Origin of the sequence: Pseudoflavonifractor phocaeensis (genome assembly GCF_038439875.1) — a bacterium.
Taxonomy (GTDB): Bacteria; Bacillota; Clostridia; order Oscillospirales; family Oscillospiraceae; genus Vermiculatibacterium.
Genome location: NZ_JBCDMT010000004.1, coordinates 209,893 through 223,626, shown reverse-complemented (window position 1 = coordinate 223,626; position 13,734 = coordinate 209,893). Strand labels below are relative to the sequence as shown.

The 13,734-nt window shown below is 59.9% G+C and carries 14 protein-coding genes and 1 riboswitch; all 14 genes read left to right on the top strand.

Annotated features, from left to right (window positions below; translation table 11 throughout):
* Positions 1 to 35 precede the first annotated feature (35 nt).
* Positions 36 to 209: riboswitch (Lysine riboswitch) on the bottom strand.
* A 62-nt stretch (positions 210 to 271) separates the two neighbouring features.
* The 14 genes from AAEU42_RS08280 (at position 272) to AAEU42_RS08215 (ending at position 13,733) form a co-directional block, all read left to right on the top strand.
* Positions 272 to 1,933 (top strand): SpoIID/LytB domain-containing protein, encoded by a 1,662-nt coding sequence (locus tag AAEU42_RS08280; RefSeq protein WP_342233064.1) that lies wholly within the window; start codon positions 272 to 274, stop codon positions 1,931 to 1,933.
* 19 nt (positions 1,934 to 1,952) lie between these two features.
* Positions 1,953 to 2,981 (top strand): tRNA preQ1(34) S-adenosylmethionine ribosyltransferase-isomerase QueA, encoded by a 1,029-nt coding sequence (gene queA / locus AAEU42_RS08275; RefSeq protein WP_342233063.1) that lies wholly within the window; start codon positions 1,953 to 1,955, stop codon positions 2,979 to 2,981.
* A 12-nt stretch (positions 2,982 to 2,993) separates the two neighbouring features.
* Positions 2,994 to 3,248 carry a TfoX/Sxy family DNA transformation protein gene (locus AAEU42_RS08270; RefSeq protein ID WP_342233062.1) on the top strand — a complete coding sequence of 85 codons (255 nt, stop codon included), beginning with the start codon at positions 2,994 to 2,996 and terminating at the stop codon, positions 3,246 to 3,248.
* Positions 3,249 to 3,260: 12 nt separating this feature from the next.
* The gene (tgt, locus tag AAEU42_RS08265; protein ID WP_342233061.1) at positions 3,261 to 4,391 is read left to right on the top strand and encodes a tRNA guanosine(34) transglycosylase Tgt; all 1,131 of its coding nucleotides are present in this window, start codon (positions 3,261 to 3,263) and stop codon (positions 4,389 to 4,391) included.
* Positions 4,392 to 4,499: 108 nt separating this feature from the next.
* The gene (gene yajC / locus AAEU42_RS08260) at positions 4,500 to 4,769 is read left to right on the top strand and encodes a preprotein translocase subunit YajC (protein WP_342233060.1); all 270 of its coding nucleotides are present in this window, start codon (positions 4,500 to 4,502) and stop codon (positions 4,767 to 4,769) included.
* A 77-nt stretch (positions 4,770 to 4,846) separates the two neighbouring features.
* Positions 4,847 to 5,278: a TIGR04086 family membrane protein gene (locus AAEU42_RS08255; RefSeq protein ID WP_342233059.1), complete on the top strand. Its 432-nt coding sequence runs from the start codon at positions 4,847 to 4,849 to the stop codon at positions 5,276 to 5,278.
* A 458-nt stretch (positions 5,279 to 5,736) separates the two neighbouring features.
* A complete protein-coding gene (locus AAEU42_RS08250; protein WP_342233058.1) occupies positions 5,737 to 6,366 on the top strand; it encodes a stage II sporulation protein M in 630 nt (209 codons plus the stop codon).
* A 33-nt stretch (positions 6,367 to 6,399) separates the two neighbouring features.
* On the top strand, positions 6,400 to 7,278 hold the full coding sequence (xerD, locus tag AAEU42_RS08245) for a site-specific tyrosine recombinase XerD (protein WP_342233057.1): 879 nt from the start codon (positions 6,400 to 6,402) through the stop codon (positions 7,276 to 7,278).
* 143 nt (positions 7,279 to 7,421) lie between these two features.
* A complete protein-coding gene (locus AAEU42_RS08240) occupies positions 7,422 to 7,628 on the top strand; it encodes a DUF1858 domain-containing protein (protein ID WP_342233056.1) in 207 nt (68 codons plus the stop codon).
* A 72-nt stretch (positions 7,629 to 7,700) separates the two neighbouring features.
* The gene (locus AAEU42_RS08235) at positions 7,701 to 8,417 is read left to right on the top strand and encodes a tRNA (adenine(22)-N(1))-methyltransferase (protein WP_342233055.1); all 717 of its coding nucleotides are present in this window, start codon (positions 7,701 to 7,703) and stop codon (positions 8,415 to 8,417) included.
* On the top strand, positions 8,405 to 9,199 hold the full coding sequence (locus AAEU42_RS08230) for a Nif3-like dinuclear metal center hexameric protein (protein WP_342233054.1): 795 nt from the start codon (positions 8,405 to 8,407) through the stop codon (positions 9,197 to 9,199). The genes AAEU42_RS08235 and AAEU42_RS08230 overlap by 13 nt, the downstream gene beginning before the upstream one ends.
* A gap of 65 nt (positions 9,200 to 9,264) precedes the next feature.
* Positions 9,265 to 9,993 (top strand): YebC/PmpR family DNA-binding transcriptional regulator, encoded by a 729-nt coding sequence (locus tag AAEU42_RS08225; RefSeq protein ID WP_342233053.1) that lies wholly within the window; start codon positions 9,265 to 9,267, stop codon positions 9,991 to 9,993.
* Positions 9,994 to 10,104: 111 nt separating this feature from the next.
* Positions 10,105 to 11,922, top strand: coding sequence for an ABC transporter ATP-binding protein (locus tag AAEU42_RS08220; protein WP_342233052.1), 1,818 nt, complete (start codon positions 10,105 to 10,107; stop codon positions 11,920 to 11,922).
* Positions 11,922 to 13,733, top strand: coding sequence for an ABC transporter ATP-binding protein (locus AAEU42_RS08215; RefSeq protein WP_342233051.1), 1,812 nt, complete (start codon positions 11,922 to 11,924; stop codon positions 13,731 to 13,733). Before AAEU42_RS08220 ends, AAEU42_RS08215 begins: the two co-directional genes overlap by 1 nt.
* Position 13,734: the final 1 nt, after the last annotated feature.

Here is a 13,734-nt window from a genome sequence, read left to right as displayed (position 1 = left end):
TCAGAGATGGTCTTTCATCCCCGCCTTATTAGCCAAAATCAGACAGCGCTCCACCGGCGTCGCCGGTGACAGTCGGGGACGGTACCGCCCGGCGACCAGAGAGGACCCCTCCGGAGGATACTCTCTTCGGCGGCCTCCTCCTTCACTCGGGTCACAGGGCTCCGGAGCCCTCACCGCGCTACCAGGAAAGCCGCGCCTCTATCTGATGGATGTTTTTCTGATACTACCACAACCGCCCAGCGGTGTCAATACATATCAAAAGGAGCAAGCTATGAAGCACAAATGGCTGACTGCCTTCTGCGCCCTGGCCCTTGTCACGGCAAGCCTGCCCGCCGCCCACGCCGACGGCCCCGTGGACCCCCTTGTCCTGGTGGGCCTGGCCTATGGGGGCAACGCCCTGGACGGCGCCAATTTGGAAAACCAGGTGGGCGTGGGCTACCGCTTTGGCTATCTGGACGCCGACCGGACCTTCTTCCAGGTGGGATATACCACCGAGACCGCCGTGTCCGTGGTAAAGACTCAAAACGTCTGGTACGGCTCCTATGACGGCTACACCAGCTACTCCGACGCCATCACCTCCGATATTTTTGTGGGCTGCTGGCACGTACAGCTCCCGCTTATTCCCTCCACCTTTGAGGAGGCGGTCGCCGCCGCCAACGATGTGGGCGGCTTTCCCGCCTGGATCGACGGCGGCTACCAGGTCCGGGTGGGCGCCTACGCCACCCAGGAGGAGGCCCAGAGCGCCGCGTCCCTGCTGGGCGGGACCACGGTGGGAACCAGCGCCTACGCCGTGTCCGTGGTCAAAACAGGGACGGCCGCCGTCTTGTTTCAGTTTGACGGTGGAGCCGACCGCTCCTTGACGGTCAAACCGGGCCAGGATGAGAGTTTAAAGACCGAGATCTGGTTCAAAAAGAACCGTTATTTCGGCGCTTTCCAATATCGGAGGATCGGCGGCGGGGATCTGACCGTCTCCAACGTGATCCCGCTGGAGGACTATATCAACTGCGTCGTGTCCCGGGAGATGAGCCGGAGCTGGCCTCTGGAAGCCCTCAAAGCCCAAGCTGTGTGCGCCAGGACCTACTACGAGATCAACCTGGGCAGGCACAACGCCGACGGGTTCGATATCTGCGCCACCACCCACTGCCAGGCCTACTACGGCATGAGCGAGACCGACGCCCACACGGCCCAGGCCGCCGCCGAGACGGCGGGGCAGAAGGCCTGGTACAACGGGAAACCGGCTCAGACCTATTATTTTTCTTCCAGCGGCGGGGGGACGGAGGACGTGCGAAACGTGTGGGGCAGCACCTCGATCCCCTACCTGTGCGGCGTGGTGGACCCCTATGAGGCCACGGTCTCCAGTAAGATATCCGATTGGAATTGGACCAAGACCCTGACCAGTTCGGAGCTCAACGCCATCGTGGTGCCCACGCTCCAGGCCAAGGGCTATAACTGCGCCGCCATCGTGGACGTCCAGATCACGGAGACTACGCCCACAGGAAATGTAAAGTCAATCTCCTTTATTGATGCGAACGGGAAATCCTGGCCCTTCGTCAAGGAGAGCGGAGTGCGAAATCTCTTGGGCCTCAAGTCTATGCGCTATACGGTCACCGCGGTGGGGGAGACCACCGGCGGGGTATACTATACCGACGGCGGCGGGACCATCTCCTCCATGACTGGGGCTTACGCCATCAACGGAGACGGTTCTGTGGGGAAGATCAGCGGCAACCCCTACGTCATCACCGGCTCCGGCACCCAATTCCTGCCTGCCCCCTCGGGCGGCACGGAGACGGGGGAGAGGGTCTTTACCTTCTCTGGCTCCGGCTGGGGACACAGCGTGGGCATGAGCCAGTGGGGCGCCTACGCCATGGCCCAGCAGGGCAAGACCTTTGAGGAAATCCTGACCTTCTATTACCCCGGCATCGAAATTCGCTGAGAAAGTTGGAATAACACGGATGAAAACCTCAGATTTTTACTATGACCTTCCCCAGGAGCTGATCGCCCAGACCCCTCTGGAGCGGAGAGATGGTTCCAGGCTCATGCTCTTGAATAAAGAGACGGGAGAGATCCAGCACCGTCACTTCTATGAACTGCCCCAGCTCCTCCGCCCCGGAGACTGCCTGGTCCTCAATGACAGCCGGGTCCTTCCGGCCCGCCTCCTGGGCCATAGGGACCCCTCCGGCGGCGCTGTGGAGGTGCTTCTCCTCATTGACAAGGGGGAGAAAAAGTGGGAGTGCCTGGTAAGGCCGGGACGGAAAATGCACACGGGACAAAAAATCGTCTTTGGAGACGGCTCTCTCCTCACCGCCCAAGTTTTGGAGGAGTGCCCCGGCGGTAACCGGATCGTGGAGTTCCAGTACGAGGGCATTTTTTTGGAGATCCTGGAGCAGCTGGGCAAAATGCCCTTGCCGCCCTACATCAAAGAGGAACTCAGCGACCCGGAGCGTTATCAGACGGTCTACTCCCGGGAGGTGGGCTCCGCCGCCGCCCCCACCGCCGGGCTCCACTTCACCAAAGAGCTTCTCAGTCAAGTGGAGGCAGTGGGTGTAACGCTCTGCTACGTGACACTTCATGTGGGCCTTGGGACCTTCCGCCCCGTGAAGGAGGACAACCCCATCGAGCACGAGATGCACTCGGAATACTGCATGATCTCCGCCCAGACCGCCGAGGCCATCAACGAGACCAGACGCAGCGGCGGGCGGGTCATTTGTGTGGGCACCACCTCCTGCCGTACCATCGAGAGCTGGGCTGCCGAGGACGGGACATTGAAAGAGAGCGCCGGTTGGACCAACATCTACATCTACCCCGGTTATCGCTTTAAAGCCCTGGACTGCCTGATCACAAACTTCCACCTGCCGGAATCCACTCTGATCATGCTGGTCTCCGCTCTGGCCGGCCGGGAGCCCATTCTGGCGGCCTACGCCGAGGCCGTGAATGAGCGCTACCGGTTTTTCTCCTTCGGGGACGCCATGTTCATTTATTAAGGAGGAAGTAAAATGGAATTGACCGAGCTTCCCAACGTCGGTCCTGTCCTGGCCGGCAATCTCCAAAAAATCGGCGTCTCGACGCCAGAGGCTCTGCGCGGCATGGGGGCGGAAGAGGCCTGGCTGCGTATCCGTCTCCAAGTGGACAGCGGAGCCTGCCTCCATCAGCTTCAGGCCCTAGCCGGGGCGGTGGAGGGACTGCCCAAAAAAGAGCTCCCGCCCCTGCGAAAAGCCGAACTGAAGGCCTTTTTTGATTCCCATAAATAAAGGAGTTTTTCTGTGTTTGAAGTGATCAAAACCGAGGGCCGGGCCCGCCGAGGTGTCTTTACCTGCGCCCATGGCACCGCCCAGACCCCCGTGTTCATGAACGTAGGGACCCAGGGCGCCATCAAGGGGGCGGTCTCCGCCCACGATCTGAAGGATATCGGCTGCCAGATCGAGCTGTCCAACACCTATCATCTCCACCTCCGTCCCGGAGACGACGTGGTGCGGGAAATGGGAGGGCTCCACAGGTTCATGGACTGGAGCGGTCCCATCCTCACTGACAGCGGCGGCTTTCAAGTGTTTTCCCTTGCAAGCCTTCGTAAAATCAAGGAGGAAGGGGTCTATTTCTCCTCCCACATCGATGGACGGAAGATCTTCATGGGCCCGGAGGAGTCCATGCGAATCCAGTCCCATCTGGGCAGCGATATCGCCATGGCCTTTGACGAGTGCGTGGAGAACCCCGCCGCCTACAACTATGCCAAGGCCTCCTGCGAGCGCACCTTCCGCTGGCTGGAGCGTTGCAAGGTGGAGCATGACAGGCTGAATACCTTGCCGGATACGGTGAACCCTCAGCAGATGCTTTTCGGTATCAATCAGGGTGCCACCTTCCCCGACCTGCGGGTCTGGCACATGGAGGAAATCAAAAAAATTGACTGCGACGGCTATGCCATCGGCGGTCTGGCGGTGGGGGAGCCCACCCAGGTGATGTACGACATCATTGACGCGGTGGAACCTCATATGCCCGCGGACAAGCCCCGGTATCTGATGGGGGTCGGCACGCCCACCAATATCATCGAGGGGGTCGCCCGGGGGGTGGATTTCTTCGACTGTGTCATGCCCGCCCGGAACGCCCGTCACGGGCGGCTCTACACGTGGGAAGGATCCATCAATTTAAAGAACGAGAAATACAGATTGGACGACCGCCCCATTGATCCAACCTGCGACTGTCCCGCCTGCCGCTCCTTCTCCCGCGCCTACCTCCGCCACCTCTTTGTGGCGGGGGAGATGCTGGCCATGCGGCTCGCCGTGCTCCACAACCTCCATTTCTACAACACACTGACCCAGCGTATCCGCGCCGCCCTTGACGCTGGAACTTTTGCCGAGTTTCGGGCGGAATACTCGGAAAAATTGGAACGCAAGATTTAAATTTGGTGGAAAGTCTTGCAATATTCCATTTTCTAAGCTATACTACATTTTACTGCACTATGACTCTAAATTTATTCTTGGAGGGAATTCATCTTGGATCCGAATGTTATGACAATCGTAATGCTGGTGGCCATGATCGCCATTTTCTACTTCATGCTGATCCGCCCGGAGAACAAGCGGAAGAAGGAAGCGGAGAAGATGCGCTCTGAGCTGTCGGTGGGTGACGTGATCACCACCATCGGCGGTATCGTGGGCACCATCTGCGCCGTGAAGGACAACACCATCGTGATCGAGACCAGCGCCGACCGCGTCCGTATGGAGTTCACCAAGTGGGCCGTCTCCAGCAAGGGCACCCAGTCCGTGGAGACCACGAAGTAAGTTCCATCTAAAAAAGACATGCTAAATACCCTCCCCGCATAGGATGTATTGAAAATCCTTACGGGGAGGGTATTTTTATGCGTAAAGCAGAGGAAGAGCAGGGGGCCCGGCTGATGCGATACTGCAAGTCGGTTCTCATCGGCGGCGCGGCCGCCTTCGTGGTGTGTCTGGTGTTCCTGTTCCTGGCGGCCGTTGGCATCTCTCAAGGCCTTCTGGACGCGGGACTGCGTTATCAGCTGGCCGTGGTGGGCTGCGTCTTGGGCAGCTTCTCCGGCGGTTTGTCCGCCGTGCGCCGGTGTCCGGCCCGCGGACTGTTTGTCGGCCTGGCCGTGGGGGCGGTCCTGTTCCTTCTGGAGCTGACTTTGGGACTTCTCATTTATGACACCATGTCCTTTGAAAATGGCGGCCTGGGCCTGCTTTGCGGCGCCCTGTGCGGCGGAGCCGCCGCCGGGATCCTCGGTGGGGGAAGGGGAGGCGCCGGAAAATCTAAAAAACGCCGTTCACGCTGACCGGCGTGTCCACAGAAGAGAGACGCTTACTGTTGGTAACATAAAAATCCCGACGTGGAGCCCGGCCGCATCTCAAACATCTTCTGGGAGCAATGGGTGTCCTATGGCCCATTAAATTTTAAATTTTCCCGGGGAGGGGTATACGGTTTGTAATATTACATTCCGTAATCGCCCGCGCACTTAGAATATAAAGATATTGCGCACTTTCTTTGTGTCGACACAACATCTTGTGCCTGCTCTCTGGTTTTAAGCGACAATTTTTATGTGCGCTTTTCGGTATTTTCTGCGAGTTTACATAATTTAATTTACATAAGTTTTTCTCATAACAAAATTTTTTTAAAAAGGGCTTGCGTCAAGTAGGAAAGTAGATTAAAATAGAAAACACTTTCAAAGTATTTCGCTGATTCCGCACATGGACTTGTCCCACGCCGCATAGAGTGGTCGTGGAGGTGAGGACCATGCGCAGAGCTGTTGCAGGAATATGGGGTTCGCCGGCGGCAGAGGGCACCTCGGCCCTAGTTGTGACGGCGGTCTTTTTTACTCTGGGCGGCCTTTTCGGCTGTTTGATGGCCTTCCGGGCCCAGGGAGGCGGCGGAGATGCTCTGACCGCATATTTGGATCAGTTTTTGGCCTCCGCCAGGGAGGGCGCTCTGGTCCTGCCCGCTTTGCCGGGATTGATCTGGCGTTCCGTTCGCTGGCCCCTGGCGGTGTTCCTGTTCGGATTCACCGCTCTGGGTCTGATCGGGATTCCGGCGCTTTCCGCATTGAGAGGTTTTTTCCTTGCCTTTTCAATCGCCTCTTTTGCCCGCGCCTATGGCCGGCTGGGCATTGAGGTTGCTTTTTTGTTACTGGGTATTACTGGCCTTTTGGCCCTGCCGGTCTTTTTTTTACTGGCGACCCAGAGCTTTCACGCCGCCTGGAGCTTGGCCTGCCGTGGAGAAGGACAGGGAAGGCGTGCGTTGCCCTATCATCGCGACTATTTCCTTCGTTCCGGTTTTTGCGCCGGGGCGATGGGTGTGTGTATCCTCCTGGAGTGTTATCTGGTCCCCGTCCTTGTGTCGGGGACCGCCGGTCTGTTGAACCCATAGGAGGACTTTGGCAAGGGAAGAAGGTGAGCGCAGATGGATCAGTTGGCCCAATACCAGCATTATTTGGTGGAGGAAAAGAAGGCGTCCGGTAATACGGTCAGCTCCTACACCCGCGATGTGGGACAGTATTTTCAGTGGCTTTCCAGCGAAGGCTTGACCTCCGAGGCCGCCACGCAGTCCGACGTGGACCGCTACACCAAATATCTGCTCAGTTTGGGTAAATCCGTCTCTACTGTCACCCGTTCCCTCGCCTCCCTGAAATCTTTTTACTCCTATCTCCAGGAGTGCCGCCTGGTCTCCGCCAACCCAGCCAAGGGGCTGGTGCTGGAAAAGGTGGAGCGTAAGTTGCCACAAATCCTGACCAGCAAAGAAGTGGAGCTCTTTCTGGAACAGCCGGACCCCCACGACGCCAAGGGCTGCCGGGACAAGGCCATGCTGGAACTACTTTACGCCACCGGGATCCGGGTCAGCGAGCTTATCAATTTAAATCTGGAGCACTTGAATCTCAGCGCCGGATTCATCCGCTGTGTCAACGCCAAAAAGGAGCGGGTCATTCCGCTTTATCCCACCGCCATCCGCGCCCTGGCCGACTACATCGAGCATGTGCGTCCCCAGATGATCGACCAGCCGGAGGAGCGTTCCATTTTTGTCAATATGAATGGCTCCCGGATGTCCCGCCAGGGCTTTTGGAAGATCATCAAGCATTATCAGGACATGGCCGGGATCCAGAAGGACATCACCCCCCACACCCTGCGCCACTCCTTTGCCGCCCACCTGCTGGAAAACGGCGCCGACCTGCACTCCATCCAGGAGATGCTGGGTCATGCCGACATCTCTTCCACCCAGGTGTACACTCTGGTGATCAACCAAAAATTGAAGGATGTCTACAACAAAGCCCACCCCCGTACATAATTTTGGTTCTCCTTCTGAATGGAACGGCACTCCCCGGTCGATGACCGCCGGAGTGCCGTTCTTATTTTCCTGTTGAAAAAAGGGGACGGTTGGGCTATAATAATCATGTATCATCGATTTTACCGTTTACGGAGGTATATTTTATGGCTCAGATCACCAAAGATACCATCATCGGCGACATCCTGGACATCGCCCCTCAGACCGCCCCTGTATTTATGTCCATCGGCATGCACTGCCTGGGCTGCCCCTCTTCCCGCGGGGAGACCGTGGAGCAGGCCTGCATGGTCCACGGCGTGGATGTGGACGCTCTGCTGGAAGCGATCAATCAGATGGTCCCCGCCGCGCAGTAAGTCCTACACCTGAAAAAGGAGCGGCTTTGCCGCTCCTTTTTTATTACTTTAATGCGTCAGGAGGGAAAAACCGTGCGGCGTCCCTTTTCTCTTTCTCCCAGGCTCCAGGCCGTGGCGGAACTGGTTCCGCCCGGCGCCAGGCTGGCCGACGTGGGAACGGACCACGGCAGGCTCCCTGTGTGGCTGGTCCAGCACGGGATCGTGGACCAGGTTGTGGCCTCCGACTTGCGCCCCGGGCCCCTGAGCAAGGCCACGGCGCTGGCGGAACGCTGGGGCGTCTCCCATCAGATCTCCTTTCGCCTATGCGACGGGCTGTCCGCCATCTCTCCCGAAGAGGCCGAAGTGGTCACCATTACCGGCATGGGCGGAGAGACCATCGCCGAGATCCTGGCGGCGGTCCCATGGACCCGCCAGAGCGGGCACCGGTACATTTTACAGGCCATGAGCGGGATGGACGGCCTGCGCCGCTATCTGTCGGAGCAGGGCTACTCCATCTCCTCGGAACAGCTGGTCCGGGAGGGGGACACCCTCTACGTGATCCTTCTGGCCCAGCCTGGAGAAATGCCCCCCCTGACCGAGGGGGAAGTTTGGGTGGGCCGCCATGCCCCTGGTATGGACAGTCCCCTCCGAAGCCGCTACCTCGAACAGGAGTTGGAGAAGCTTCGCCGGGCGGCGGATGGGTTGGCCAGGTCCGGCCGGCTTGAGGACCGGGAAAAACTGGCCCGGTTTGAACAGGCGGTCTATGAAGTTGAACAGCTGAAAAAGGAGTGGGAACAATGGCAAATGTAATGGAGATCTACCGTTATCTGGACTCTCTGGCCCCTTTTTCCATCCAGATGTCTTTTGACAACGCCGGTTTTCTCGTTGGCAGGGGAGAGGCTTCCGTTCAAAAGCTGCTGGTCTCCCTGGATATCACCGAGGAAGTCATCGAGGAGGCCCGGTCCCTGGACTGCCAGCTCATCATCTCCCACCATCCGCTGATCTTCCATCCCGCGAAGCGCGTCACAGATGCCGACCCGGTAGGGCGGTGCGTCCTGGCCCTGGCGGAAAACCACATCGCCGCCATCTGCGCCCATACCAATCTGGACGCGGTCTCCGGCGGCGTCAACGACGCCCTGGCCCAAAAGCTGGGGCTTACGGACATCGAACAGCTCCACCAAGACGGGGAGGACGCCTCCGGCCGGCCCTACGGCATCGGCCGGGTGGGCTTCGCGCCGGGACATTTCTATCTGCCCGAATTTGCCGCCTTTGTGCGGGAGCGGCTGGGGGCCGACGGCCTCCGCCTGGAGGATGCGGGAAGGCCCGTCTACCGGGTGGCGGTAGGCGGCGGCGCCTGCGGGGACATGCTGGAGGACGTGATCCGTATGGGCTGCGACACCTTCGTCACCGCCGATGTGAAGTACAACGTTTTTCTGGATGCCCGGGCTATGGGGATCAACCTCATCGACGCCGGTCACTTTTCCACGGAAAACGTGGTCTGCCCGGTCCTGGCCGACTGGCTGGGCCGGGGGTTCCCATCTGTGGAGGTTTTCCTCTCTAAACAGCACAAAGAGGTATTTTATTCCCTTTGACCGTTGCAAAAGGGAATTGAGTATGATAAACTATTTTCGCAACTTTTCAAGAAGGGACAGATCATATGTCGGGACACTCGAAATGGCATAATATCCAGAAAACCAAGGGGGCTGCGGACGCCAAGCGTTCTCAGGCCTTTACCAAGATCGCCCGGGAGATGATCGTGGCGGTCAAGCAGGGCGGCAGCGGCGATCCCAACAACAACTCCCGCCTGGCTACCGTCATCGCCAAAGCCAGGGCCGTCAATATGCCCAACGACAACATCAAGCGCACCATTGAGAAGGCCATGGGCTCCGGCAACGCGGACAACTTTGAAACGGTTACTTATGAGGGCTATGGCCCCTCCGGCGTCGCCATCATCGTGGACGCGCTGACGGATAACCGCAACCGCACCGCACCCGAGGTGCGCCATCTGCTGGACAAATACGGAAAGGGGCTGGGCGCCACCGGCTGCGTCTCCTGGTCTTTCGATCAGAAGGGCGTCATCGTCATCGAAAAGGAAGACCTGGACGAGGATACCGTGATGATGGACGCGCTGGATGCCGGCGCCGAGGACATGAGCTCCGAGGGAGACTGCTTCGAGATCACCACCACTCCCGACGCTTTCGGCTCCGTGCTGGAGGCTATGGAGGCCAAAGGATATTCTTTTGTCAACGCCGCCGTAGAAATGGTTCCTCAGAACTACGTCAAGCTGGAGTCTGAGGAGGACGTGAAAAACATGGAGAAACTCATTGACCTCCTGGAGGAGAACGACGACGTGCAGAATGTCTGGCACAACTGGGATCAGGACTGATTTCCTTTCGTTTCATGTTTCGCCCCCGTGTACCGCCCCATAGGTGGTCGCGGGGGCCTTTTTACGGCTGCCAAACCATTTTCTTACATCTTATAGAAAGGAGGGCGTTCCATGAGACAGCGCAAATTTGCCGTCATTTGGCGTTTCCTTTGCCCGGCGGCGCCTTTGTTCCTCCTCTCGCTGCTGTGCTCTATGCTCAATACTCTTTTTACCGCGCTGACCCCGCAGATCATTCGTTCCGCCGTGGACTCCATCATCGGCAGCCAGCCCTTTCAAGATCTGCCCGCCCCACTGATCCAATGGCTGTCTTCCCTGACCTTTGAAAAGGCCCTCCTCTGGGCCGCCGCCGGGGTGCTGGCCGTCTCTGGCCTGGCCGCCCTGTTCGGGTTTTTGAGCCGGACGGGCACCGCCATGTGCTCGGAGCGCTTTGTGAAGGGCATCCGTGACACCCTGTTCACCCATATCCAAAAGCTGCCCTTCGCCTGGCACACCGCCCACCAGACCGGTGAGATCATCCAGCGGTGCACCTCCGACGTGGAGGTCATCCGCAGCTTCGTCACCACCCAATGTCTGGAGGCCTTCCGGGTCCTGTTCCTCGTTTTTGTCTCCTTCGTCCTCATGTTTTCTATGAGTGTAAAGATTTCCCTGGTGGCCCTGGCTTTTCTGCCGGTAGTGGTCATTTACTCGCTCTTTTTTTACGCCAAGATGGCCCAGCGGTTCCTGGCCGCCGACGAGGCGGAAGGGGAGCTGACCACCGACGTGCAGGAGAACCTCACCGGGGTGCGGGTGGTCCGCGCCTTTGGCCGGGAGGCCTATGAGGTGGGCAAATTTGACGAGAAAAATCAGCGGTTTTCCGACCTTTGGATCAGGCTGGGCAAACTGATGAGCGTCTACTGGGCCTGCGGCGACCTGCTGTGCGGCTTTCAAATCCTGGCCGTGCTTCTGGTGGGCGTCGGCGAGACGGTATCCGGGGCCATCACCCCGGGGACCTTCCTGGCCTTCCTCACCTACAACGCCGCCATGATCTGGCCCGTCCGCGGCCTGGGCCGTGTCCTCTCAGAAATGAGCAAGGCGGGCGTCTCCATCGAGCGCGTGGGCGAGATCATGGACGCCCAGGAGGAGCAGTTCCCCGCCGAGCCCAAGATCCCGGACTGGAAGGGCAACATCGTATTCGACCACGTCACCTTTGGCTACGGCGGAGAGGAACCGGTACTGCGGGACGTCTCCTTCACCGTCCCCGCCGGAACCACCTTCGCCATTCTGGGCGGCACCGGCAGCGGCAAGAGCACGGTGGCCGCCCTGCTGACCCGGCTCTACGACCTGGGGCCGGGGGAGGGGCGCATCACCATCGACGGGATAGACCTGCGGGACATTCCACAGTCTGAGCTGCGGCGGAATATCGGCCTTGTGCTCCAGGAGCCATTTCTCTACTCCAAAACGGTGGAGGAGAACATCAAAGCCACCCGCCCCGCCGCCAGCCGGGAGGAGGTCCGCCGGGCCGCCGGGGTGGCCTGCGTGGATCAGGCCTTGGCCGAAATGGCCCTGGGTTACGACACCATCGTGGGGGAGCGGGGCGTCACCCTCTCCGGCGGCCAAAAGCAGCGGGTGGCCATCGCCCGCACCCTCCTCAGCCAGGCCCCGGTGCTTCTCCTGGACGACTCTCTCTCCGCCGTGGACACCGAGACCGACGAGCGGATCCGGGGCGCCCTGCTCCGGGAGGCCATGGGCACCACCCTGATCCTCATTTCCCACCGGGTCACCACCCTCATGAAGGCCGACCATATTCTGGTGCTGGAGGACGGGCGCGTGGCGGAGGAGGGCACCCACGAGGAGCTGATCGCCCGGAACGGCCCCTACCATCGGGTCTATGAAATCCAGATGAGCCAGGACGACCGGCGTCTGCTGGCTGGGGAAGGAGGTGAGGCGTAATGCCCCGTGAGGAAAAGGAATTTGACACCTCTCTGGACTGGAAGACCTGGAAAGGGATTTTACCTTACTTGAAGCCCTACCGCCGCGAGCTGGGCCGGGTCTTTCTGTGCAACCTGCTGTGCGCCCTCATCGACGTGCTTTTCCCCCTGTTCCAGCGCTACGCCATCGACACCTTTATCGTCGGGGGCCAGACCGGCGGCCTGGCCGTTTTCGGCGTCTCCTACGCCGCCCTGGTCATCCTCCAGGCCCTTCTGGTGATCCGCTTCACCCGCGCCTGTATGCGGGTGGAGATGAACTTCGGCCGGGATCTGCGCCGGGCCCAGTTCGTCCACCTTCAGGAGCTCTCTCTGTCCTTCTACAATGTCACCCCCGTGGGCTATCTCCTGGCCCGGACCATGAACGACACCGGCCGCATCGCGACCCTCATCGGCTGGAATGTCTCCGACCTGCTCTGGGCCATCCTCTATATGGCGGGCTCCTATATCGCCATGCTCTTCCTCAACTGGAAGCTGGCTGTTCTGGTGCTGCTGGTAGTGCCCGTCATCGTCCTGCTTACCGGGTACTTTCAAAACCGCATCCTCAAGTGGAACCGCCGGGTACGCAAGCTCAACTCCCGCATTACCGGGGCCTTCAACGAGGGGATCACCGGAGCCAAGACCTCCAAGACCCTGGTCATCGAGGAACAGAACGCCGCCTCCTTCCAGGACTTGACGGGGGAGATGGAGCGGGCCGGGGTCCGCTCCGCCCGGCTCTCCGCCATCTACGTCCCCCTCATCCTCTTTCTCAGCACCCTGGCCACCGCCCTGGTGCTGGTCCGGGGCGGCTTTCTGGAGCGGGAGGGCCTTCTCCTCCTGGGCACTCTCTCCGCCTTTTTCTCTTACGCCACAGGCCTTTTTGAGCCCATCCAGCAGACCGCCCGAAACCTGTCCGAGTTCATCTCCCTCCAGGCCAGCCTGGAGCGTGTGTTGGGCCTTCTGGAGGAGGAGCCCCAGGTCACGGATGCCCCCGAGGTAACGAAAGCCTACGGCGACGCCTTCCATCCCCGCCCGGAAAACTGGCCGTCCATCCACGGGGACGTCACCTTCGAGGACGTGTCCTTCCGCTATCCCGACGGCACCGAGGACGTGCTCTCCCACTTTGACCTACACATCCCCGCCGGCACCACCGTGGCCATCGTGGGGGAGACCGGGGCGGGGAAAAGCACCCTTGTAAATCTGGCCTGCCGCTTTTTCGAGCCCACCGGCGGGCGGGTTCTGATCGACGGGGTGGACTACCGGGAACGCAGCCAGCTCTGGCTTCACTCCTCCCTGGGCTATGTCCTTCAGACTCCCCACCTCTTCTCCGGCACGGTCATGGAAAATATCCGCTATGGGCGGCTGGACGCCACCGATGAGGAGGTCTACGCCGCCGCCCGGGCTGTCTCCGCCGACACGGTGGTGGAGAAGCTGGAGCAGGGCTACGACACCCAGGTAGGGGAGGGGGGCGACCGGCTCTCCACGGGAGAAAAACAGCTTATCTCCTTTGCCAGGGCCGTGCTGGCTGACCCCCGCATCTTCGTGCTGGACGAGGCCACCAGTTCCATCGACACCGAGACCGAACAGCTCATCCAGAAGGCCACCGCCAGGCTTTTGGAGGGCCGCACCTCCTTCCTCATCGCCCACCGGCTGTCCACCATCCGCCAGGCCGACCTGATTTTGGTGGTCAAGGGCGGCAAGATCGTGGAGCAGGGGACCCACCGGGACCTGTTGGCGAAGAAGGGGTACTATCACGACCTCTACGCCCGGCAGTTTGCGGAGGAGGCCGGGAAATAAG

Coding starts and splice junctions, on each gene's coding strand:
- AAEU42_RS08280 (WP_342233064.1), top strand. CDS start 272: ATGAAGCACAAATGGCTGACTGCCTTCTGCGCCCTGGCCCTTGTCACG.
- queA (WP_342233063.1), top strand. CDS start 1,953: ATGAAAACCTCAGATTTTTACTATGACCTTCCCCAGGAGCTGATCGCC.
- AAEU42_RS08270 (WP_342233062.1), top strand. CDS start 2,994: ATGGAATTGACCGAGCTTCCCAACGTCGGTCCTGTCCTGGCCGGCAAT.
- yajC (WP_342233060.1), top strand. CDS start 4,500: ATGACAATCGTAATGCTGGTGGCCATGATCGCCATTTTCTACTTCATG.
- AAEU42_RS08255 (WP_342233059.1), top strand. CDS start 4,847: ATGCGTAAAGCAGAGGAAGAGCAGGGGGCCCGGCTGATGCGATACTGC.
- AAEU42_RS08250 (WP_342233058.1), top strand. CDS start 5,737: ATGCGCAGAGCTGTTGCAGGAATATGGGGTTCGCCGGCGGCAGAGGGC.
- xerD (WP_342233057.1), top strand. CDS start 6,400: ATGGATCAGTTGGCCCAATACCAGCATTATTTGGTGGAGGAAAAGAAG.
- AAEU42_RS08240 (WP_342233056.1), top strand. CDS start 7,422: ATGGCTCAGATCACCAAAGATACCATCATCGGCGACATCCTGGACATC.
- AAEU42_RS08230 (WP_342233054.1), top strand. CDS start 8,405: ATGGCAAATGTAATGGAGATCTACCGTTATCTGGACTCTCTGGCCCCT.
- AAEU42_RS08225 (WP_342233053.1), top strand. CDS start 9,265: ATGTCGGGACACTCGAAATGGCATAATATCCAGAAAACCAAGGGGGCT.
- AAEU42_RS08220 (WP_342233052.1), top strand. CDS start 10,105: ATGAGACAGCGCAAATTTGCCGTCATTTGGCGTTTCCTTTGCCCGGCG.
- AAEU42_RS08215 (WP_342233051.1), top strand. CDS start 11,922: ATGCCCCGTGAGGAAAAGGAATTTGACACCTCTCTGGACTGGAAGACC.